This is a genomic window from Candidatus Hydrogenedentota bacterium (assembly GCA_019695095.1).
Classification (GTDB): Bacteria; Hydrogenedentota; Hydrogenedentia; order Hydrogenedentales; family SLHB01; genus JAIBAQ01.
Window position 1 is genome coordinate 79,728 of the sequence record JAIBAQ010000003.1, and the last position, 22,244, is coordinate 101,971.

General features: G+C 57.3%; 14 protein-coding genes. 8 read left to right on the forward strand and 6 right to left on the reverse strand.

From position 1 onward, the window contains the following. Positions 1 to 301: 301 nt before the first annotated feature. From K1Y02_01140 to K1Y02_01150, 3 genes are all read right to left on the reverse strand, one after another. Positions 302 to 700, reverse strand: coding sequence for a hypothetical protein (locus K1Y02_01140; protein MBX7254934.1), 399 nt, complete (start codon positions 698 to 700; stop codon positions 302 to 304). 80 nt (positions 701 to 780) lie between these two features. Next, positions 781 to 1,710, reverse strand: coding sequence for an endonuclease/exonuclease/phosphatase family protein (locus K1Y02_01145; protein MBX7254935.1), 930 nt, complete (start codon positions 1,708 to 1,710; stop codon positions 781 to 783). 70 nt (positions 1,711 to 1,780) lie between these two features. Next, entirely contained in the window at positions 1,781 to 3,781 is a 2,001-nt protein-coding gene (locus K1Y02_01150; GenBank protein ID MBX7254936.1) for an endonuclease/exonuclease/phosphatase family protein, read from the reverse strand. Positions 3,782 to 3,976: 195 nt separating this feature from the next. On the opposite strand from K1Y02_01150, the gene K1Y02_01155 reads away from it, so the two are divergent. Further along, positions 3,977 to 4,756, forward strand: coding sequence for an ABC transporter ATP-binding protein (locus tag K1Y02_01155; protein MBX7254937.1), 780 nt, complete (start codon positions 3,977 to 3,979; stop codon positions 4,754 to 4,756). After that, a complete protein-coding gene (locus tag K1Y02_01160) occupies positions 4,753 to 6,006 on the forward strand; it encodes a hypothetical protein (protein ID MBX7254938.1) in 1,254 nt (417 codons plus the stop codon). The genes K1Y02_01155 and K1Y02_01160 overlap by 4 nt, the downstream gene beginning before the upstream one ends. A 7-nt stretch (positions 6,007 to 6,013) precedes the next feature. On the opposite strand, the gene K1Y02_01165 is transcribed toward K1Y02_01160, so the two are convergent. Further along, a complete protein-coding gene (locus K1Y02_01165) occupies positions 6,014 to 8,848 on the reverse strand; it encodes an FAD-binding protein (protein ID MBX7254939.1) in 2,835 nt (944 codons plus the stop codon). 188 nt (positions 8,849 to 9,036) lie between these two features. Then, positions 9,037 to 12,297, reverse strand: coding sequence for a hypothetical protein (locus tag K1Y02_01170; GenBank protein ID MBX7254940.1), 3,261 nt, complete (start codon positions 12,295 to 12,297; stop codon positions 9,037 to 9,039). A 187-nt stretch (positions 12,298 to 12,484) separates the two neighbouring features. On the opposite strand from K1Y02_01170, the gene K1Y02_01175 reads away from it, so the two are divergent. The 6 genes from K1Y02_01175 (at position 12,485) to K1Y02_01200 (ending at position 19,052) form a co-directional block, all read left to right on the forward strand. Then, complete coding sequence (locus K1Y02_01175; protein ID MBX7254941.1) at positions 12,485 to 14,227, forward strand: protein kinase; 1,743 nt, start codon at positions 12,485 to 12,487, stop codon at positions 14,225 to 14,227. Between the two features lie 72 nt (positions 14,228 to 14,299). Continuing rightward, the gene (locus K1Y02_01180; GenBank protein MBX7254942.1) at positions 14,300 to 14,554 is read left to right on the forward strand and encodes a hypothetical protein; all 255 of its coding nucleotides are present in this window, start codon (positions 14,300 to 14,302) and stop codon (positions 14,552 to 14,554) included. Between the two features lie 313 nt (positions 14,555 to 14,867). Further along, the gene (locus K1Y02_01185) at positions 14,868 to 15,431 is read left to right on the forward strand and encodes a glycosyltransferase family 39 protein (GenBank protein ID MBX7254943.1); all 564 of its coding nucleotides are present in this window, start codon (positions 14,868 to 14,870) and stop codon (positions 15,429 to 15,431) included. A 147-nt stretch (positions 15,432 to 15,578) separates the two neighbouring features. Further along, complete coding sequence (locus tag K1Y02_01190) at positions 15,579 to 16,190, forward strand: hypothetical protein (protein ID MBX7254944.1); 612 nt, start codon at positions 15,579 to 15,581, stop codon at positions 16,188 to 16,190. 489 nt (positions 16,191 to 16,679) lie between these two features. Beyond that, positions 16,680 to 17,552 carry a DUF1559 domain-containing protein gene (locus K1Y02_01195; protein ID MBX7254945.1) on the forward strand — a complete coding sequence of 291 codons (873 nt, stop codon included), beginning with the start codon at positions 16,680 to 16,682 and terminating at the stop codon, positions 17,550 to 17,552. A 48-nt stretch (positions 17,553 to 17,600) separates the two neighbouring features. Continuing rightward, on the forward strand, positions 17,601 to 19,052 hold the full coding sequence (locus tag K1Y02_01200; GenBank protein MBX7254946.1) for a WS/DGAT domain-containing protein: 1,452 nt from the start codon (positions 17,601 to 17,603) through the stop codon (positions 19,050 to 19,052). 38 nt (positions 19,053 to 19,090) lie between these two features. Here K1Y02_01200 and K1Y02_01205 read toward each other — a convergent pair whose 3' ends face one another. Then, on the reverse strand, positions 19,091 to 22,207 hold the full coding sequence (locus K1Y02_01205) for a DUF1553 domain-containing protein (GenBank protein MBX7254947.1): 3,117 nt from the start codon (positions 22,205 to 22,207) through the stop codon (positions 19,091 to 19,093). Between the last annotated feature and the right edge of the window lie 37 nt (positions 22,208 to 22,244).

A 22,244-nucleotide genomic window follows, 5' to 3' on the forward strand; every position in this document is an offset into this window, starting at 1 on the left:
GGACCCGTTGGTGCGCCGCCAATTATCTCTACACCACGAAACACTGCACAAAGACCGGCGAGTGTGATGCCCGTGTCACCCCCTTTTCTCCCCCGAAGAAGACCTATTACACCTTCATACTACGCCTGAACATAGCATTTCGTCTATGGGGTATTAAGGGAGGCCGTGCCGTGCCATTCCTGGACGTCGGACTGGACTGTAACGCAGGTTGGAGGCTGCTTAATGCGCTCGCGAAGTCAGTGGACGGATATGCCGCAGCCTTGGTCGCATGCATCATCATTCACGACAATCAGAAATCCGGCTACTTGGCGGCCCGAAGCCGGTCCAGCCCGCGTAGCAGCAGCACGGAACCCCAGACAGTCAGAGTGGCAAACAGCACCAGAATGGGCGCTATGACGAGATTCATATGCGGAGCCCCCTCGCCGTGGTCTGCCGACGAGCCGTTACTCGCGTAATAGGCAAAAAGCGCTGCAAAGCAGACGGAGAGCGCAAGATTCACGCGCCGGGTGGAGGCTTTGGAGGTAAACGTACCTTGAAGTCCAACAAGCCAGGGAATCGCCAGCCACGTACAAACCGCAATCGCCACAGTGGACCAATCTCGCAACAACCCGAACTCGTCAACAGCGTTCCAAATGGCGCACACGGTTGAAGCAAACACCGCAATGCCCAGAGCTCCACTCTCAAGGCGCCACTTCCGCATTTCGACACTCCTTACTGAACTCAGTGGTAATACTCAAGTGGCCCGGCCCACTCGGCAGGGTCGCGGCGCAATTCGCTCTCCTACAGCGTTCCCGCCGGCACAATCCGAACGGTGGTCATATAGCCGGGGTGGTCGCTCATGCCCGACCGTATGCGTTCCTTTCGGTCATCAACTCCGATCTGGACGGTGTCGACCACCTCGAACCTATAACGAGGTGACTCCACGGCGAACACGTGGTCAATCCGGCTCTCCATCTTCATAACGCGCTTGAGCTTCGCAGTCTCGACGAGAGTCTTGTACTGCTCTTGGTCCGCTTTTGTGTTGAAATCGCCCACCGCGATAGCCGGAGAAGTCCCTGTCGCGGCTTTGTTGATGAAAGCGGCGAGTTCCTGGGCTTGGCTGAGACGAATGGAATCGTAGAGGGTTAGGCCGTACTGCGCGTGGGTGTGGGTATCGAAGAAGTCCAAATATCCCACATCATTTGGTAACGCTATACGGGCGACACAAACACCCTTACCCGCCCACCAATCGCCATGATCCACGCGATACGGGATGCCCCCTTGCGTATACCTGTGGAAGAATGCCTCTGCGATGGGATAGCGGCTGGCCACAAGCAACCCGCTACCAACCAAACCGCTGCGGAAATATTGGCTGTTGACCAGACCAATTTCTTCTAGCCGCTTCAGAATAATTGCGCGGTCGGCCTCCACCCATGCTTCCTGAAATCCGACGATGTCAGGATTCAATCCGACAAGGGTTTCGCCGATTAAGGCCATGCGTTCTGCGCGCCGGGTACTGAGCGCGTAGAGATCCCAAATATTGAACGTGACAATCTTCAGGGTGACCGGTTCGCGCAACGGAGCGGGAGGATGGCTAAGCTGTTCGCTGTGGGAAAGATCCGTTGGCGCAGGGGTGCGCGAGTTCAGGGCAACGCACACTCCGACGAGGAGCGCGAAACCGAGTACGAACCCGACTAACAACGCGCCGAACACGTTCAGAATTCTCCGCAAGATGTGCCTCCGCTACGTCGGCTTCTTCATTCTATCCCAGCAAGCACTGCGAGTCACTTCGCAATTGCTTCTACTGATAGAGAAGCTCGCACCAATACAGTGGATGATCCGTTTTCGACTCCGGTGTCAGGATGTACTGCGCTTCGGTCGGCTTGAAAGTCTTCGTCGCAAAGACATGGTCGATTCGATCGCTCATGTTGAAGCGTTCGCTATCCGACGCGTTACCGCCGAGAATAGTCTCGGGTGTACCGACTGCATCAGGACGCAGTACCAGCCAGGAATCCTGCAGCACCGCCGTGACCTTGGCGTAATACGGCGTCGTTTGCTGGAAGTTGAAATCGCCGGCCGCAATGACGTGCTTATGACCCTTGGCTTCCGAAACCAACGCGTCGGCGTGTGCGTGCATGACGGCATCGCTTCCCCCTGGATGGTTATCGAAAAGCGCGATGCGGCGCCCGCCTGCCTCAATCTCCGCCATCGACGTGCCCACCTCGTCGGTGTCGCTGTAGGTGAAGATCGTGCGCGGATTCTCCAGCGGGAAACGCGATAGGATCGCCGTCCCGAACGTATTGGTTACGGTCTTTGGACCGAAATAGAGGTAGTAGCCCAATGCGTCCGCGAACAGTCTTGGCGAATCCACGTTACCGCCAGAGGGCCGCGGCGTGTCGCTCTCCTGCAGAAAGAGGATATCGGGATTGATGCGCGCAATAAGACGCATTTGGGTGAGGTAACACTGATCACCGTTGAGTTCCGACCCCTGTTGATAGTTGTACGTCATGACCCGTAGACGATCGATCGCCCCCGATTTCTCTACCGATGGTACTCGAGCCAGGACCGTCCGGTTGAATCCAAACCACGCAAGAAAAACGATTCCAAGCACTGCGGCAGCACCCCTGACCCAGACGGCACGGACTCTGCTCGCTCCCGGCGAAGTCCGAGCGCCTGAGAAGGCGAGACCAATTAGAATCAGCACTCCCGCCAATAGGAATGGCAGATAGAACTTGTTGCGAAGCATTCCGCTCACCGGCTGCACATAGGCCCATACGTTGCTGAAGACGAGCAGAATCGGTAGCAAAAGCAACAGCAGTCCACCGATGAGGACGGCCGCCGCCGACAGACGCACGGAAGCACATGGCCTCTCCAACACCCGCGCGGCATTGAACGCGAGGACGGGCGAAAGCAGAAGCATCACATAGAGCGGGATATGCTGCCACCATGCATCTCCCGCCACGATCAGCGCGGGGGCATCGGGTGTGGCGGGGAACGCAACCCGGTTGGCGAAAATACCCGCCAACAGGCTAGTCAAAAACAGTACATTCCAAAAAGCCAGCATACCCCTGCCCACGGATACATGCGCGGCGACACATGCGGCCGCCATCCACGACAGTGTTGCGAGGACGATGACAACCGAATAATTGCAGCCAGACCACGCACTCACGACACCGGGACTGGTGGCAATCAGATAAAGCAAAACCAATGACGGGAAAAGAACGAGCACGCTGGAGATGGCTGTTGCGAACGCGCCGGAATCAACGTTTACGTTCGGCTCGGGCACGGACGCATCTGGGCTTGCAGAGACCTTCAATGCACTGCGAGCAAGCACTATCAGAACTGCAAATACGGCGGTCGCACCCGCGAATCCAGCCGGATCGAGTGAGAGGTCAAACGTGGACCATATCGAACTGCGCAAGATCACCGAGCCCAGCACCGCAAGCACGATGGCGCTCGCCCAATCGGGCCGGGAGAAGCGGTTCGAGGAGGAAAGAACGTAACAGAAAAGGACAAGGAAGCAGGCAACGCCGATTCCGGAATTAACGATTTGTGCGCGTGCGCCGAGGTAGGGCGCAAGACAACGGGTGAACAAAATTCCCGCGATTGCGATGCGCGAGAGAAATCGCGCGCCGTGACGGCCCAAGAGAAGCACAAGCAGGGGGGCCAGAATAAAGAACACGCCATACATCTCGGGCCCCATGGAGAGCTTCGTCAACGACAGACGGTAGATGCTCTCGACGTAGAGTGTGAACAGTTGAAAGAAGAACAGAAAGCCGAAAGCCCACAGGACGGTAGGCATTAGGTCGTCTCCTGGTTATTGAAGTGAAGTGAATTACCCGTGTGAGTCCAATTCCGAGACTGGCGCACGCATTCTTTGAACGCAGCACTAGTACAAGATAGTATCGAATCGGTGTCGAACGTTCCAGGAGGGGGGATCACGGATAAACCGTCTCGCTCGACATCAGCATCAAAGTGTTTGAGGGAGACTTGCACTATGATCGATATCGTGAACTTGACCCAGCACTACGGCGTGCGGCCAATTCTCAAGAACCTGAACCTGCGCGTCGCTACGGGCGAACTTGTCGCCGTGATGGGACCCAACGGGATGGGCAAGAGCACGCTGCTCGCAACCGTCGCGGGAATGCTAGCGCCGCAAGAAGGATATGTCGAAATCGATGGTCTCCGGCGCAGGAGCAGCGAAGTGGCTGAATTGAAGATACGGCAACGTGTCTTCTACCTGCCCGACAATCCATGGCTTCCGGTGTACAAAACTGGTCGCGAGTTTCTCCTGAACGTCGGACGACTCTATGGCGTCGCATACAACCGGCTTTTCGATCATATTGAGCGTCTCGCACCACTGTTTGACTTGACGCACCAAATTGATGCGCCGATAAAGTCGTATTCAACCGGGCAACAGAAGAAGATCTCGATTTGCTCCGCATTGGTCAGCGATGTTCCTATCCTTCTCTTGGACGAACCGTTCTCGGGAGGACTCGATCCGTCCGCGCTATTTGCCCTCAAGAGGGTCATGCAAGGACTTGCCGCCCGCAACGATATTACGGCACTAATAACAACGCCGGTCCCCGAGATTGTCGAGGAAGTGGCCGAACGTATCGCGATTTTGCGGGATGGAAACGTCTTGGCTTACGACACGGCGGATGGCCTGCGCGCCGCGACAGGTGTCTCCGGTTCCTTGCAGGATGTGCTTGAAACGATGCTGAGTCCAGACACACTGAAGAACATCGAAAAGTACTTCGAAGGGTCGCGGTCATGATGCGCCGAGTGTTTCAATTGTGGCCAAATCATCCAATGGTAGGCATCGTCTTTTACTCCGCTTTGCTGGTTCCAACGGGATTCTATTGTTGGGCCTGGTACAGCACTTACGCTTACGGTCTCGCGGAAAATGCCGACTACATCGCGGAGATGAACGCGTTGAATTTGAACGTACTGCGTATAGGGCTTAGTGTGGCCGCGACCGTTTACGGTGCTTACCGCGTTTTTGCCTTCCATCCTATATTCAACGCGGGCTACTTTCTCTGGTTGCGGAGTACTCCGTACAACGGGAAGCAGGAACTGCCATTAGGCCCACTGGAGCTGGTTATTGAAGACCTGCCTTTCGTACTCCTTTGCCTGGGGCTGTCCATAGCGTTTCAGGTCACTCCTTGGTACGGGTCGATACTCTGTCTGTTTACCGGTTATGCGCTAGTACTGGGAAACGCGGCGTATCGGACTCGCGAACTTCAGCTATACGCAGCCCTTGGCTTTGTCTTGCCGGCTGCGCTTCTCTTGGGGCGCTCAACCGTGGGCGGAGTTGCTCTTCTGTTGGTACTGCCGCCACTACTCCGTTGGGCAGCGGCGTATTCGCTGGAAGGACTTCCGTGGAATACTCAGGAGACAGGCAGACCGAACGTGTTCGAATTGTCGCTGCGGGGGAATGACGTTCTTACCGGTTCCACACCCATCGCGAAATTGTACGACGAAAGCGAGGTTGGCTGGCCGTTGTCTGATCTCGGGCCTCGCGAGGAGTGGCCGCATATCTCCCACGTAATGGCCGCCTTGGTGGCGTTGTGGGCCGGACTCGTAGTCACGGGCGGATTCTTGCTCTTTGGGCGTTCATTAGACGTCTTGCCCAACGAAGTCTACAGCGTCTCGGGTCTGTGTCTCTTTGCCACACTGGCCGCAGTGTGTGTGCGCATTGCTGTGTATACTCCGCGCACTCGCTCTCCGTTGAGCATTGTCGCGCGTATTCGCCTCAAACGGATACTCATTCCGTCGCATGACAGAGTGCACGTGCCCAGTATTGCGGCACTTCTTATTGCGGCCATCCTCCCCCCATGCATTTACGTGTTCACGACTTCGGCTGCGTGGCTTGTAGGAATCACGTTTGGCGTTTGCACGTTTGTGCTGTTGCGAATGGGCCCCACCCTGAAATCCTGGCGTCTGACGGGCAGTTATCGACTCCAGCGGAGTACTCTCAACGGACAGAATCCCGCCGCCGTGGCGCAACGGACATCGTCACTTTAGCCAAACCCTACTCGTCTTTCCTCAACGCCCGCGCAAAGACCTCCGCGGAGTGCAGCGGCTTTACCGGCGTCAGGTGATCGATTTGGTGGCGGCAGCTTGTTCCCGCCGCGACGACATCGGTGCCCGCGGTAAGGTTATTGATCTGCTCGACGAGTGGTTGAGCTACTTTCACGGAGAGATCGTACTTTGATTTCAGCGAGCCGAAGGCTCCGGCCATACCGCAGCAACCGGTGTTGAGCATGGTGACGGTGCTGTTGGGAAGCTTCGAGAAGAGCTTGGGCACGATACTCGTGTCGGTGAGGGCCTTCGCGTGGCAATGCCCGTGAACGGCGACCCACGTGAATCCGTCGGCGAAGTGGAGTGCGTCGGGCTCCTTCTCAAGCAGATTGTAGAGGAACTGCTCGAATAGAATGCAGCGTTTTGCGACCTTGTCCCAATCCGGGATCTTCAATTCGCGGTAATCCTGTGCGAACATCGAGTAGCACGAGGGTTCTACAAAGATGATTGGCTCCGTACCGTTTTTCAGCAACGAAACGTTGTGCAGGCCAAACTCGCGCGCGGTATCGAGGCAGCCGACGCTGAACGCGGGCCGTCCGCAACACTTGCGTCCTTCGGCGAGCGCGACTTCGAATCCCGCCGCTTCAAGCACCTGCACCACGGACTTGCCCACGTTGGGTTCGTAGAAGCGCACGAAGGTATCGTCCCACAGGATGACCTTGCCACGCGTGCCCTTCTTGGGCGCGAGACGCCGCTTGAACCAGCGGTCGAACCGTTCGAGCGCGAAGGGAGGCAACGGGCGCTTGGCGGTCATGCCAAGGACGCGCTCAATCTGTTTGCGAACCCATGTGTTCGCGATAACTGCGTTGGCGATACGCGGCGTGATGGTCCCCAATGCGCCGAGGATGTCGACGCGGCTGATCATGCGCTCGCGAAGCGAGACCCCTTCGAGCTGATGGCGCGCATGCACAAGCTCGGACTTGAGCAACGTCATGTTGACGTTGGAAGGACACTCCGATGTGCAGGCCTTGCACGCCAGGCAATTGGAGAGCGCCTCTTCCAAATACCGCGATTGCAGCGGATTCGCCGTTCCATCAAGCCGCCCCTGCAACACTGTGCGAATGACGTTGGCCCTGCCGCGCGTCGACATGATTTCTTCGCCAGTCGCGACGAACGTCGGACACATCGTCGGCGGGTCCTTGCGGCAGCCGCCGCAGCCATTGCACTGCTCGAGGTTGCCGATAAACCCTTCGTCCTTCGCCGCAAACGCGAGCAGCGGCTCAAAAGGCAGAGTGATGTTGCGAGATGGACCGTGCCGGAAATTCTCATCGAGTTTGTAGCAGTGCTCGTCGGCGACAATCTTCCCCGGGTTGAAACGATTCTTCGGGTCGAACGCCGCTTTGATGTCCTTCATTGCCTGCAGCAACTCAGGGCCGACTTGGTCCGGAAGATGCTCGGTATGCGCAATGCCAACGCCGTGTTCGGCGCAGAGCGAACCCTTGAATTGCAGCACCAGCGCGGCAACTTCGTCGGAAAGCTGCCGGTACTTCGCGATCCCCTCTGCCGTATGCAGATCGAGCACGGGGCGCACGTGCATCAAACCCGACGCCGCATGACCGTAGTACGAGCCACTCAGTCCCATGCGCGCCAGCAGCGCCGTCAAGGAATTGATGTAGTCCGGCAACTGGTGCGGCATCACCGCGATGTCTTCGATTCCGGGTACAGGCTTCGAGGGGCCCTTGCATCCGGTGAGCAACGACAAGCCCGATTTGCGCATGTTCCAGATACGTTCTTGCTGCTTGGGATCGGTCAACGTCACGTGGCGCAGGCCCAGATTGCGCTTTTCCAGCGCGGCCAGTTTCTCTTCAATGTCGTCAAAGAACTCGACAATGAGGATTGACTTGCATGGCTCTTCATCCAGCTTGAGCAATGCGCGCGCTTCGAGAAACGCGAGCTGCCCACGCGTCTGATCGAACAACAGATCGTCAATATGCTCGACAGCCGCCGGTTCGAGATCGAGGATGTCAACTGTGGCCTGCATGGCCTCGGGCACCGACGCAAAACAGAGCATGCAGAGGCCGCGGCGTTTGGGAAGCGGAACCAGGTTTAGTTCGGCGGACATGATGCACGCGAGCGTCCCTTCACTGCCGCAAATGATCTTGGCGAGGTCAGATGGCGCGCGCAGGAATCGGTCCATGCCGTACCCCGGCCACCGTTTCTGCAGCTTGTCGTGGAAACGTGCGCGCACCGTATCGGCCTTGGGCCTGACAATGTTCTCGACTTGCCGATGCAGTTCGGCCAGCGAATCGTGTCCGTTGCCGACCGTCGCTATACGGCCATCGGCGAGTACAATCTCCACGGAAAGCAAATGTTCATCGGTGGTCCCGTACTTCGGGACGTGCGCACCGGACGAGTTGTTCGCGATCATGCCGCCCAGCGTCGCGCGGGAACTTGTGGCCACATCCGGGCCGAACCAGAACCCGTGCGGCCGCAGAAAAGAATTCAGTTGATCGAGCACCACACCCGCACCCACGCGGACCGTGCGTTTCTCCGCATCGAACTCCGTAATGCCCCGATTGTAGCGCGAGAAATCGATGACCATGCCATCGCCGATTGCGCCGCCGGCCAAGCCGGTACCCGCGCCGCGCGGTGTGACGGCCAATCCGGCATCGTCGGCGGCCTGTATGGCCGCGGCCGCTTCCTGAGCAGTGCGTGGAAAAGCAACAGCCTCCGGCCGAATTTCGTACAGTGACGCGTCGGTCGCATAAAGCTGGCGCGTGAGGTCATCGGTGCGAATTTCGCACGCGACGTGTTGAAAACTGCGGGGTTGAATGATCGTAGCCATGAGAGATACTGCTCAATTCCAATAAGGTTCTGTGACTGAAACAACTAGCCACCCTCGGAAATTCTAACGGATTTTGGCCGCTGAATCACGGAATGTCCGGACAACGAACAAAAGGGTGTTAGGAAAACAGCGTAAATATTGAATGGGACCCATGAGACTCATAGGTCCCATGAGTCTCATGAAACTTGTTAATAGGCTATCTCAATAACCACGTTTCCGCTCAGTCCTGCCAAGTCCACATCGCCCTTCTCGGCGCCGAACTTCGACCAAGCCTGACCGTTGACGGTGACGCTCTTCAGCGGCGTCTTGTCGGGCGTTCGGAAACGCACGAACAATTGTTCAGGCGTGTCGCGCAGTTCAAGACTGGCCACCGCACGAACGGTTCGCGACACCGGATTCGGCTCGTATCGTATCCCTACTCTTCCGTGTTCGGTGGCGACGCGTTGTGTCTCGAACGGCTCGGTTTGCCCGAACCAGTTGCGAGGGATCGCTCGGCCTAAATGCAGCAGCTTGGGCTTGCTGTAGACGAACATGTATCGCAACCATGAAATGGCGTTTGCTTCATCGCTTGTCTTTACAAGTACGTTGTTGGCCCACCCAAGCCACGGCGATGGGTGCTCGACCATCGCGTTGGATTCCGACAAGTACACAGAATTCCACGCGTTAAAGAAGACCCAGAGATATAGCTCCGGCTCATCGCGATCGAGATACGGCAAGAGATTCGCCAACAGGCAGGGTTGCATCGAGAACCCTGCGTTCGAGAACCAGGTACGGTTGAATGCGATTCGCGGATAGCCGTAGGGCGGCCCCGACAAGCGGTTATCCTGATAGTCATCCAGTATCCACTTGGCTTCACGACCGTTGGGATCGTACATGCCCGAGAGCAGCAAATACACCGAACCTTCCAATGTCTCTCGAATCCAACCCAGTTCCCGGCCGCGGTTATAAAGCCGCGACGGATAGTAGGGAACCCAACGCCCATCGCGGAGCCGAACCAGCGGAGCATGTTGCCGGGCCGTTTCCAGGCCCTTCATCACGTCTGCCTTGTAGGCATCCGCTTCCTTACGCACGCGCGCGGCTTCTGGATGTCCAAACGCTTCTAGCGCGCGCGCTACGTTGTCGACTCCGCGCCACGTGAGCGTGTTCGTTGCCTGCCAATAATGAAAGTCTTGCACGTCCTCAAGACTACCCGCGGGCAAGAAGCCGTACTCCCATCCGCGCGAGTGGTCGAGTTCCTTCATCGTATTGCGGCGTTGACGGAATACCCAGTCCGCGCCCTTGATAAGCGGCTCGGCAATCGAGCGGAACCACGCATCGTTGCGCGTGATTAGATAGTGCTCGCTCATGGCCCAAATCACCCAGCCGTGGTGTTGGTTGTACTGCCCGACCTCGTAGCCGCCCGCGCCATAGAACATGCCGTCGAAATCGGTGAAGTTTCCCGCTTGAGGAACCGACCCCTGGTATTTCACCCAGAGGTCGAGGCGACGCTGCGCCTGCTCATTCTCGCCGCGTTCATCCAACTCCCGGATGATCATGCATGACTCGTTGCTGAAGTTGCCGTACGTCGACGTACCCACCGAGGTGTTTATGAGCCGCGGTTCATCCGGCATCGAGATGTCGGCGGTCTGAATGTGCATGAAGTGCGCAGCATGAAGGGCCTGCAGGGGCCAGTCAGGAGCGGACAAGGTGGCCGCTCTGCTGGTCGCGATCCGCCAATACCGCAGCGTCGATTCCTTCCAGGCGCTGAATTCGAGTCTGTCGAGTGCGGCAAGCTCTTCGTCGTTCTCTAGCGCAATGAAAGGGACTTTGAGCAGCAGCTCGCAGGATTGACCCGGTTCCAGCGATTTGGTGTACACAACCGCTTTCTTCACGGGATCCGGCTCTGCCTGCATATCCGTTACCACTTTGCCGCGGAGCACGACCTCGGAATCGAAGGGCCCTCTTAACGCACCGTTATCGAGGGCAAGCTCATCCAGCGGCGAGCGTGTCACGCCATAATCATCCTGATTGCCGCTTCTCGCGTAGTAACTGTTCGCTCGCTCGCCGTGTTGCGCATACGCGACCGGAAGTTCTGCAGTGATCGATGCCGTACCGGTGTTCTCAAGGCGGAACTTCACCATCGCAACTATGGGGTCATCACCTGCCCACTTCTCCGAATCGGCGGGAACCAAGAGCGGAACGGCCAAGGACTCCTGGTGAATCTTGAGTTCTCCCTTTCGCGCTTCGATGGAGAAGACGGGCGCAAAATCCGCGCTCGGCGCGCGCGACGTGATTTCCCATTTCTCCAGTCCAAAATAGAAATGCCCATTGCCGTGCGCTTTGTAACGCTCGGTGTCCTTCCCTTTCACGTCATTGAGATCGTTGGGACGGACCAATAGATCGCCGTTCGCCTCGACGAGGAAACGTTCCCGAGCCAAGGCGCAACCCAACGGGAAACTGATCGTGTGCGGCCTTGGTTGTCCTCCAAATGCGCCCTGATACGTTTGCTCAGGCTCTTCAAGGACCGACTCGGCAATCGTTTTGTCCCCCGCGGTGCGCTCGCGATATGCGTCAAATGGTGTTTCGTCTTCGGCGCGCGTGACATATACGCCGAAGTCCTCGGACCATATCGGCCCTTGATTCATAAGGCTCGTGAGCGAAATCGTGAAGGTGTCGTCTTCAAGTGCGAAAGTGATCAGTCCTTCATCTCCTGAGAGGTCATGCTCCGGAAGCATGTGAGACACGCGCAACGTGAACGAGCGGGGGGATGCGTCATGCAGCACGACACGGTTCCCGTCTACAGCCGCCCCTTCGCCAGCGGTGACGGACTCGATCATGGCGTTGTAGGCGGAAAGCGAAATCCCCGCTCCCTTCACCCTGGTCCCCGCGTCCAACTCAACACGGAGGTCAGTAACGGCCGGTTTCGAAACCGTATACACATGAATAGCCTTCACTTGGCCTTCATCTGCTCCCGTCACCTGGATTCCCAACGTCCGCCGGAAAGTCACATCGTAGTCGGTTGTTTTCGGAAACTCCGTTGTCAGCGGCCTAAAAGTGAACTGAAGGCGCTCCGTCGATTTCGCGGAGACTTCGACTTCGGCGGGTTTCCATTTGGTGTTAAAGCTGTCGTCTATTTTGGTCCAGCCAAATGAAAACGCGTGGTCGGGATTGTAATTCTCGATCCGGTTCTCCGGCCAATGGTTCTGCAGGTAGGCGATCGACACACCATCGGGCGCCTTGCCCGTGAACTCAACCTCCACGGACTGAACGTCCCGCGGCTCCTCGAATCGTACCTCGTTCGCGGGTGTGCGCGGAAGCGCAAAGGCGGCGATATCGAACGGTTCCGCTTGAGCCGTAGTATTCCACGCAATCCCGAGCATTGTCATCGCCAGGCCAAGCGATAAAGCGGGGCGCAGTTTTGGCGAGCACTTCATTGTCTGCATGGAAAACTGCAACGGAAACTTCTTCATCGGAGGACCCCCCGTCCCTGTTGTATAGTCCGTGTTATACCATAGTGCGTTATTTCGAACGTATGCACAGGGACCGGACGGAAGCCCATCGAAACGGGAAGCTGGTTCGCGCCCGCATTGCTCAGATGCCTCCTATCCCTATCTCGTGGTACTATTACCACGGGTTGTGCAAACTGCAGGCAGAACGATGGAATCTACTCCTATATCTCCGGAAGACGAATCGGCGGACGAGGCTCCCAACGAGACCCTGGGGGCCGACGGGCGCTTTCAGATTCTGAAAACGCTTGGCTCGGGCGCCATGGGCGAGGTGCGTCTTGCACGCGATACGCAGTTGCGTCGCCTGGTGGCTATCAAGACCGTCCGCGCCGAATTGGCCGACGACGACGCCTTCGCAAAACGAATCGAGCGCGAATGCGTTCTGCACGCCAACGTTGGGATGCACCCCAATATCGTCATGATATTCGACACCTTTCGCGAGGCAGGACGTATTCACATGGTCATGGAATACGTAGACGGCGAAACCCTCCAGTCACTGCTTGAACGGAATGCGCGGGAAGGCGTGTCGCTTACGGCTCAGCGTTCCATTCTGATCTGCTCGCAGGTACTCGACGCGTTGTCGCGGATTCACGCGCAGGGCGTTGTCCATCGCGATATCAAGCCCTCTAACATCATGATCGCTCGCGATGAATCCGGGGCTCCGATAGCCAAGCTGGCCGACTTCGGAATTGCGCGCGCAGATGCGGTCGAAGATCGACTCACAGAGATTACCGTGGCAGGATCAGGCGCTCCGGGAACTCCGTTGTACATGGCGCCGGAACAGATCGATGCCGCGACCTTCGGCCCCGTCACGCCCGCCGCCGACATCTACGCAATGGGAGCGCTGCTCTACCAGCTCTTCTCGGGTGAACCGCCTTTCCGGGGCACACTCACCGAAGTGCTGCACGCACACCTTCAACTGACGCCGCCGCCACTACGCTCTTCCCTATTAGGAGTCGTGCCTGAAGAAATGGACCGTGTGTTGCGGCGTGCGCTGGCCAAGCGCCCGGCAGACCGCTGGCCGTCCGCGCAGGCTTTTCGCACGGAATTGATGCGGTTGGAGGCGGAACTCCCACGCCCCGGCGTCGCCCTTACCGATTCCAAGTCGGCAACGGAACCCATGCCGCATCATTCGTCATCCGTTTCAACGAGCCGTTCACAAGATGAACCTACCGTGCTTTCAGGCACCGGACTGAAACGCATGCAGCAGAAGAAGACCCGCGCGGCAGTGATTGCCATAGCCGCGACCTTGCTTCTAGGTGGGGCCGGTGCAATTGCCGCATGGCAGACAATCCGCGGCAATTCGTCGGATGCTTCACCGCCTGCTGCTGCGGCCACGCCCTATCCACAGTCCCCAGTTTCTCAAGAGGCGTCACTCCCACTTGAACCTGTGCCGGCGCCGGTAGCCCAGGTATCCGTGCCAGAGACCACCCCTGAAGTGCAGTCCCCCGTCACGCCTGCCGTGGCGCCAGCCACCGAACCGGTTGTCGTGGAAGCGCCGCTCGCGATTGTCGACGAGCCGCCGCTGCCCACGGAACCTCCATCGGAGTATGTCGTACAAGCGGGACAAACGCTTTCGAAGATTGCCTCGCTGTACCAACTCGACGTGCGCGACGTGCAGTGGTGGAACGGTCTGAAAGACGCCAACAATCTCTCTGTCGGTCAGACGTTGTATTTGCATAAACCTGAAGGTCTGCCACCGCGCGACAAATTCTTCGCGGAGATCGCTCCTCCCGCTCCAACGGCTCCGGAGACCGAGACCGTCGCGACTCCGCTGGTTCCCTCAGAGACGACCCCGGAGGTGTCGGCACCGGCGGAAGAAAAGAAACCCGAGAAGCCGAAGAAACGAGGATGGTGGCCATTTTCGCGCAAGAAGCAAGGTGAATCGAACTAGGTCCTGTACAAGTTTCGGACTGACCCCAAAGTCATGTAAGATACGGCGCAAACGAACCAAGAGGGGAGTATCATGGTCGACCCAGAATTGCTGAAAATTCTCGTGTGTCCCGAGAACAAGACGCCGGTGGCGCTCGCAGACGATGCGACAATCACCGCTTTGAATGCCGCAATTGAGCAGGGCACGTTGAAGAACCGGGCCGGCGAAAAGGTCGAAGAGAAGATCGACGGCGGGCTCATTCGCGAAGACAGGGCATACCTGTACCCAATCCGCGATGACATCCCCATCATGCTGATTGACGAGTCCATCCCCCTCGAAAAATCTTAGCCCGGACTACGCCGGTTGAGGCGTAGCTCCCAATATGGGCAACAAGAGTTCCTGCATCGATAGAGCGCCGCCACGCACACGTTTCGCCCTTCTATCGGTATCACGGCAAGGCCCGCGATTCTGGCAGTTTGTTTTTGTGTTGGGGATCCTGGACGGATTTGCCGTGCGATGGGCGTTTCATTCTGCCGACCCTCCTTTGCATCGGCAAACCGGAGCTATCCTCTAAGACGAAAAGTGGGGATTCGCCTCGCGAAATGCCTTCTTGTGGGGGACATGGCAACAAGACAACTGGAACCCATGGGTCGTATGACCAGTGCATTCCCTATTGCTTGAAGGGTCGTTTCGACTCTTCGGACTGAATCCCTTCGGGTTGCGTTTTCTTGCGATGCTCAGCGGAACGCCCATTGTCGGATACACGTACGTGATGATGCGTGTCGCACGGTTCTCTGTAACGCCTATTCTGGCCTCAGCGTTTGTACTCGCGACGTCGTGGACGATGACCGGTTTCAGCAAATGCATGACCCTTGAACCTACGCTGCTTCACTTCTACGCCCTATCTCTTCTACTCGCATTTGTCGCGGAGTCCCGTTTGCGTGGCGCCTCGATGGTGTACTGGTCATCATGCGTCGCAATGGGTCTTGGCACTCTCTGCAAGACATCTGGTGTCCCCATGGCTCTGGCCTGCCTGCCGTTTCTGCTGTTTGGCGTTGTCGTGGGCAGACAGCGGATGTTGTGGCGATGGCGCATCGCAGGAACCTCCGCTTATTCCCTCGGATTTGCTATGACCGTGGCGGCCGGATTCTGGCGCTGGATACTTCCTGATCTTGATTCTTTCTACACGCTTACCGTTCGGACGGCCTTTCTCGAACGCGCGTAGAATCCCTTGTTCATGCGACTGTACAAGGCTATCTTCTGGTTGGACTCACAAGCTTTCCTTACTACCCCATTCTGGCTCTGCGCACTCGTCCTGCTATTCCCCACACTCAATTGGGCGGTCCGAACGACCTGGTCGCGTACCGCCTCCATGAGACGTTTCGCAGTCGGACTAAGTCTCAGTTCTGGTTTAATCGGACTTCTGATGATGATCAACGTGGACGTCTCCGCCCGAAGGCTCGTCTATATTTCAATTTCATTGGCGTTGCTGACCGGAGCGTTGTGGGATGCGCTGTGGCGAACTCGCGATCACATTTGGTCGAGCCGCAAGGCAATTCTCACATGGGCATTACTCGCGCATGCAATGTTCTACTTGGTCGCGGTTGGACTCTGGATGGGCCGGATTTCGCATACGGGAGAAAACGCTTCGCGTGCTCCGGGGTCGATCGTGCCGCCAGGGGCGTATGTACTTGGCGCGGATGCGGCGGCCCAAGGCTACTTCAATGAAACGCGCCCGATCTTCTGGTCGCCCAAGAATTACCTGTTCGCAAACCACGACGAATCAGCCATCCAGCGCGACTACAATCCAGAGTACATGGTCTTGAATGCGATCGATCTGCAGAAGTTGCGGCAAGGCAAGTACTCGTGCGGCCCCTTCGTGAAATCGTTTCTTGACCACGAGGTGGCCCGCCTGCCCATTTATGAGTACCACGAGTCGCTGACCTTGGGAACTGATCTGATTGTGCTTCGGCGCGCACCGTAAGTTTTCTGACTGCAGGAGAGGGTACTCAAAATTTCAGACGCATCTCTGAAGATCCTCATCCAGTCATTGTTGCAGTTTTCGGAATGGTCTGTAGCATCGTTGGGAGCCTCTAGCGGAAATATCTCTCCGCATTGCGCCAACACGCCCCCACGAATGAATCCGTCAAGGCCCGGTCGGTTTACCCGCACACTTCCTTAGGGTTCCAACTTGCTCCTAGAACAAGTCTCCGATAGTGCTTCTCGGTGACCGGATGACTTCCATTGCATAAGGCTTAATCGAAAATATCGTTTTATTGCATTGAAAAACTCGATGAGGTCGAAACATCCGAAACCTGCACTTGCTTTTCATATATTATCTGCGTGATTTGATGATTTCCGTATTGACTTTTTCCGCAGAGAGGGTAAGAATCACATAAGTATCCGGTTGTTTGGTGACAGTCTGGTCTGCGCATTGGCGCTTACCAGGGAACGATTCAAAGGAGTACACGCCGTGAATCCCCGAGAGAAAGGCTTTACCCTGATTGAATTGCTGGTCGTTATTGCAATCATTGGAATCCTGGCGGCTATTCTGCTTCCCGCTCTGGCGCGCGCTCGCGAAGCGGCCCGAAGGGCGAGCTGCCAAAACAATCTGAAGCAGATGGGCATCGTCTTCAAGATGTATGCGGGAGAGTCGAAGGGCGAGAAGTATCCCCATATTGCCGTTTGGCAAGGCATGGCATCCGAACCGGACGATTGTTCCCTGCGCCCCGTCGCAAACAACTTCACGTGGGACGGCCCATCCGTGTATCCGGAATACCTCACGGATTACTCCGTTTCAATATGTCCTTCGTCGCCGCGGCACGGAAACGAAATGGAGGCAGGCAGATTTAACTTCAGAGAAGATCCCAATGAGCCCCTTAATCCCTGCCGATTCCAGGATCTTTCCTACGGATACATGGGCTACGCAATATCCGACAACGATCTCTACGTTGATGTGTCGCTACGCAACGACTCAGCCAATCCCATCGGCAACATAAGGCCGGACGCGCTCAATGCACTGCTGACCCTGACTGCGGCGCAACCAGCAGTGGATGGAGTCGAAACGGTCGACTCAGACATCTCTGTGGGTGCGGTCACCTTCTATCGGTTGCGAGAGGGTATCGAGCGTTTCTTCATATCCGACATCAACAATCCGGCGGCAAGCGCCGTGGCACAGAGTGCCATTTGGATTCATTTTGATTCGGCATCCACAGAGATCATCCAATACAGCCACATCCCCGGTGGCGGTAACGTCCTATACATGGACGGACACGTCAAGTTCCTTCGCTATCCCAGCGATTCCCCACTCACACGATGCCTTACCGAAGTCCTGTCGATGGGATAACATGGCCCTTGGCAAACCTTGGGTAATCGATGTGGGGAGGTGGATGGCGTGGTCGCGTGTAACCGATTGAATCCAATGGATGCCACGCTCCTGTATCTTGAGTCGCCGATGTATAGCTCGACGATAGGCCTCATCTGCAGATTTGAGGGTCCACTCGCCTTCGACGCCTACGTTCAGGACTTTCGTTGCCGTCGAATCGAGAAACTGCAGCGCTTTCGGCAGGTGATAGTCCCTGTGCCATTCACGCTGGCGCATCCATCGTGGGAGGATGACCCCGGCTTCTGTCTCGACAAACACCTTCGCCATGTGCGGTTGGAGCATCCCGGTTCGGAAGAACAGTTGCGGGAAGTGAGCAATCGCGTGCTCGAAGAACGGTTCGACTTCACCCGGTCGCCATGGAATATCGTGTTTGTGGACGGTCTCCACGACGGCACCTGTGTCCTGATATTTCACATGCACCATTCCATTACCGATGGCATGGGGTTTCTAAAAATCCTTCAGGCAGTATTTGACGAGGGCCCGGAACCGTTTGTCACCACCGGTTCCGGCACAGGTCTGGCAACACCTCGGCAATTGCCCGGAGCGTTCGAGCGCACACGCGCAGCTTTTCGCGAGTGGTTTGCCAATCGCTCCAGATCTCGGAGAGGTGGTGAGACAGCGCTCGAAGCCAAAGAGCGAAAACTCCGCGAGAAGAAACAGCTTCTTGCGTTCAATTCGGCGATGAAAGAACTGTTTACAGCAAAGGGCATTCACTTACCGTTTAACGCGCCACTATCGGGACGCATTCACCACAGCAGCGTCGTCTTCGATCTGGACGAACTCCGCGGCATCGCACGTGCCGTACCGTGCACTGTCAACGACGTACTACTTGCCGTGTTGGCGGGAGCGATTGACCGGTTAGCGCACGAACTCGCTCTGGATGTCTCAGGCACGTGTTGCCGCGTCTATCAGGCGGCGAATACCCGCGCTGCGCACGACGCGGAGTCCTGGGGGAACCGGCTTTCTTTCATTCCTGCGCTATTGCCCCTTGGCCTAAGGGATCCGCGCGAGAGACTTTGCGCTATTTCTGCATACACCAGAAAGACGAAAGAGAACGGCGTCCGTGAAGCGGCAGATAGAATTATCCGCACCTTTCAAGCGGCAACCCCGCCACCACTCGCAAAGCTGGGTGTACGCGTCGCGTTTTCTCAGTTTGCCCAGGCGCTCGGGCGTCTTAACAAACGGCCCCCAGTTTTTAACCTATACATGTCCAATGTCAGGCTTCCGCAATTCAATACGTTCTTGGGAGGGAAGCGCATGACTGAACTCGTAGGTCTGGCGCCACTCGTTCCCAATACCGGACTGACTTTGACTGCAGCTGCTTTCGATAAGTGCGTTAGCGTGGGTATTCTGGCCGATGCCGTATCCCTCCCCGATGTGGACGGGTTTGCAGCAAAACTGACCGCCGCCTACCTCGAACTCAGGTCTGGTTTGCATCAAGAGGCCGTATCCACTCCATGACCCGCACCTCTGGTTCAAGATACTGAAGTGCTCGCCGGTTACTCTCTAGAGGTGAATTCGTCAAGGTTCATAAGAACCCGCGCGACTGCTGTATAGGCCGCAGCTTCCGCGCTTGTTGTCCCATCAGGACAGCTGGATCCTGCTGCCTCGCTGGCCGATGCGGGGTTCTGTTCGAATGCCGCACGTTGGTCAGCAAGCAGCTTTTCGAGCTCGCCAAGCTCTGCATCACTGGGTTCTCGCGATAGACAGACTCGGAACGCATAATTCAATCGCTGACCGGGATCGCAGCCTCCCCGAGTGAGTATTCGTCTCCCCAATGCCTGGGCACACTCGTTGAATACGGGATCGTTGAGCAGCGTTAACGCCTGGAGCGGCGTGTTGGAACGCGTGCGCCGGATGCATGTCACATTGGAATCCGGACAGTCGAACGTCATCAGCATCGGATACGGGACCGTTCGCTGGAAGAAGATATACAACCCGCGCCGGTACTTGTCGTTGCCTTGACTCTCCGGCCAGCGCACCGATCCGGCGTAACCCAATTCCGCTACACCCTTGGGCAGCGGAGGGCGCACACTGGGTCCGCCGACAGCGGGGTTTAGCAAACCGCTCGCCGCCAGAAACAGGTCGCGGCTGATTTCGGCTTCGTTGCGAAAACGGCCCTGCCTAGCGAGCAGGACATTAAGCGGATCGCGGTCAACAAGGTCTTCGCGAATATTCGATGACTGCCGATACGTCGCCGATGTCACAATCAGGCGGATCATATCCTTCATGCTCCAGCCCCGCGCTATAAACTCGGTCGCAAGCCAGTCGAGCAGTTCGGGGTGCGACGGCAATTCGCCGCGCGTGCCGAAGTCATTGCTGGTAAACACGAGCCCGCGTCCAAACAAATGGTCCCACATCCGATTGACCGTCACGCGGGCCGTCAGGGGATTGGCGGGATCGACCAGCCAGCGCGCCAGATCGAGCCGGTCGGCCTTTTCGCCTCGAGGCTTCAACGGCGGCAATATCGAGAATGTACCGGCTTGCACGGCATCTCCCGGACGTAGGAAATCGCCCCGGATGTGGATGTGTGTTTCCGGCGGAGTTGGATTTTCCGCGATAGTCTGCGCTTGGGTCGCGGGCTGTTGCGGCGCGGCTTTGATATGCGCGTCAAGCGCGGCCTTGAGTTCGCGCATTCTCGAATCAAGTGTACCGTAGTATTCGAGAAGCATGGACTTCTGGGCATCCGTACGTTGTTCGGGCGCGGTCTTTAACGCAACGCGCACTTCGTCAGGCAATTGCAGTAGGTTCCGGGGACTTCGCGTCGCGGAGATCCGGAATCGGCCAATCGTGTAGTTCTCTTGGTATTGTTGGTCCAGCGTGAACGTGAAAATCGTACCCTCGGAGAATCCGGCGTCGTTGACGGTCGCGAATACGGCGGATTGACTCACGCCCGCGCCGTCACGCGGTGCAATCGCCCAGCCGGACTTGCGGTTGTCGTCGATGGCGCCAGCCACATCAAAACCGTCTTGCGAGTACGAAGCGATGGCTTGCGCAAATGGAACGGGCTCAGTTGTACCCGGGTCCTTCGGGCGCGCGGCCTTCACGCTGAATCCCGTGAGCACCAAATTGCCGTCGGCTGCGCGGCCTGGACCGTTTTGAGGCAGGCTCGCATCGGTGAGCGTCTCAAGCCGAAACGCCGTGACTCCCGTCAGATCGGTTGTGACGTTGACCGTGTACGCGTCGCGCGCGGGTTGCTGGCCGCTCACGAGAATCGAGTCATCCTCTTGCTTCGTCAAAGTAGCGCCGCCCGTAGAAATGAAGCCTGCGGGTTTCAATGGCAGCCACTCGGGATCGGTCAAGTCTTGTTTCGCGGCCCAAGCGTTCATACTGGCCTCAAGTTCCGGCTTGTACGCATCAATAGCCTTCTGCAATTCGGCCTGACGTGCCTCGTGGGAGGCTTTGGCCTGCTTGTACGCTTCCACCTCGGGGTCGAGCGGAGCGGGGATGTCCTTCTCCATGCCGGTGTTGAAGAAGGCGTAGAGTTGGTAGTACTCCTTCTGTGAAATCGGGTCGTACTTATGCGAATGGCATTGTGCACAAGCTACTGTTAACCCAAGGAACACGGCGCCCGTCGTGTTTGTGCGGTCGACCACCTGCTCGACGCGGAACTGCTCCGGATCGACTCCGCCTTCCTTGTTCGTCAGAGTATTGCGATGGAAACCGGTAGCCACCTTGTCTTCGGTCGTCGAGCCCGGCACAAGGTCGCCGGCCAACTGAAGTACGGTGAATTGATCGAACGGCAAATCACGGTTCAGCGCGTCGATTACCCAATTGCGATAACGCCACGCATACGGGCGGACCGTGTCCTTTTCAAACCCATCGCTGTCCGCGTACCGCGCCTCGTCCAGCCAATGACGGCCCCAACGCTCGCCAAAGTGCGGCGATGCGAGCAAGCGATTCACCAATGCCTCATAAGCATAAGGCGATGGATCGTTCACAAAGGCGTCGACTTCTTCTGGCAACGGCGGCAGGCCGATTAGGTCCAGGCTAAGGCGGCGAATGAGCGTGTAGCGGTCTGCCTCGGATGAAGGCTTAATCCCTTCCTTCTCCAGACGCGCCAGGATGAACGCGTCAATCGGATTCCGTATCCAGGCTGAATCATTCACTGCGGGTGGGTTGCTACGAATGGGCGCCTTGAACGCCCAATGATCGGACTTGGGCGCCGTATCTTGGGCTGGAGGCGTATCCGGCCATGTCGCGCCAGCATCGATCCATGCGGTAATTAGCTTGACGTGATCGGCTGTGAGAGGGGCGCCATTGGGCGGCATCACTTTGCCAGGTTCCGCCTCTGTAATCAGGGCGACGAGTTTGCTGTGAACCGCCTCACCCGGTTGTATGACGGGCCCGGAATCGCTGCCGCGCAACGCATCGTCCTTCACATCGAGGCGCAAACCAGCCTTCTGTTTCTCGGGACCGTGGCAGCCAACGCAATGGGTGGCGAAGATGGGGCGAATGTCGCGCTCAAAATCGACTGAAGGAACGTCGCCTTGAGAAGATGGGGGAGAGGCTGCGGACGCGCCTTCTGCTACCGGAGCTGGCGGCGCCTGCTCGTCGGCAAGAGAAAACGATCCCACTACGCACACGCACAAACAACAGAAGAATAGCCGTTTCATAAGGACACCTTCTGCATGCAGCTTCTGACCAGGAACC

Bases quoted from the DNA above. Each gene is read 5' to 3' on its own strand.
- K1Y02_01140 (MBX7254934.1), bottom strand. From the start codon at position 700: ATGCGGAAGTGGCGCCTTGAGAGTGGAGCTCTGGGCATTGCGGTGTTT.
- K1Y02_01150 (MBX7254936.1), bottom strand. From the start codon at position 3,781: ATGCCTACCGTCCTGTGGGCTTTCGGCTTTCTGTTCTTCTTTCAACTG.
- K1Y02_01155 (MBX7254937.1), top strand. From the start codon at position 3,977: ATGATCGATATCGTGAACTTGACCCAGCACTACGGCGTGCGGCCAATT.
- K1Y02_01160 (MBX7254938.1), top strand. From the start codon at position 4,753: ATGATGCGCCGAGTGTTTCAATTGTGGCCAAATCATCCAATGGTAGGC.
- K1Y02_01165 (MBX7254939.1), bottom strand. From the start codon at position 8,848: ATGGCTACGATCATTCAACCCCGCAGTTTTCAACACGTCGCGTGCGAA.
- K1Y02_01170 (MBX7254940.1), bottom strand. From the start codon at position 12,297: ATGAAGAAGTTTCCGTTGCAGTTTTCCATGCAGACAATGAAGTGCTCG.
- K1Y02_01175 (MBX7254941.1), top strand. From the start codon at position 12,485: ATGGAATCTACTCCTATATCTCCGGAAGACGAATCGGCGGACGAGGCT.
- K1Y02_01180 (MBX7254942.1), top strand. From the start codon at position 14,300: ATGGTCGACCCAGAATTGCTGAAAATTCTCGTGTGTCCCGAGAACAAG.
- K1Y02_01190 (MBX7254944.1), top strand. From the start codon at position 15,579: ATGAGACGTTTCGCAGTCGGACTAAGTCTCAGTTCTGGTTTAATCGGA.
- K1Y02_01205 (MBX7254947.1), bottom strand. From the start codon at position 22,207: ATGAAACGGCTATTCTTCTGTTGTTTGTGCGTGTGCGTAGTGGGATCG.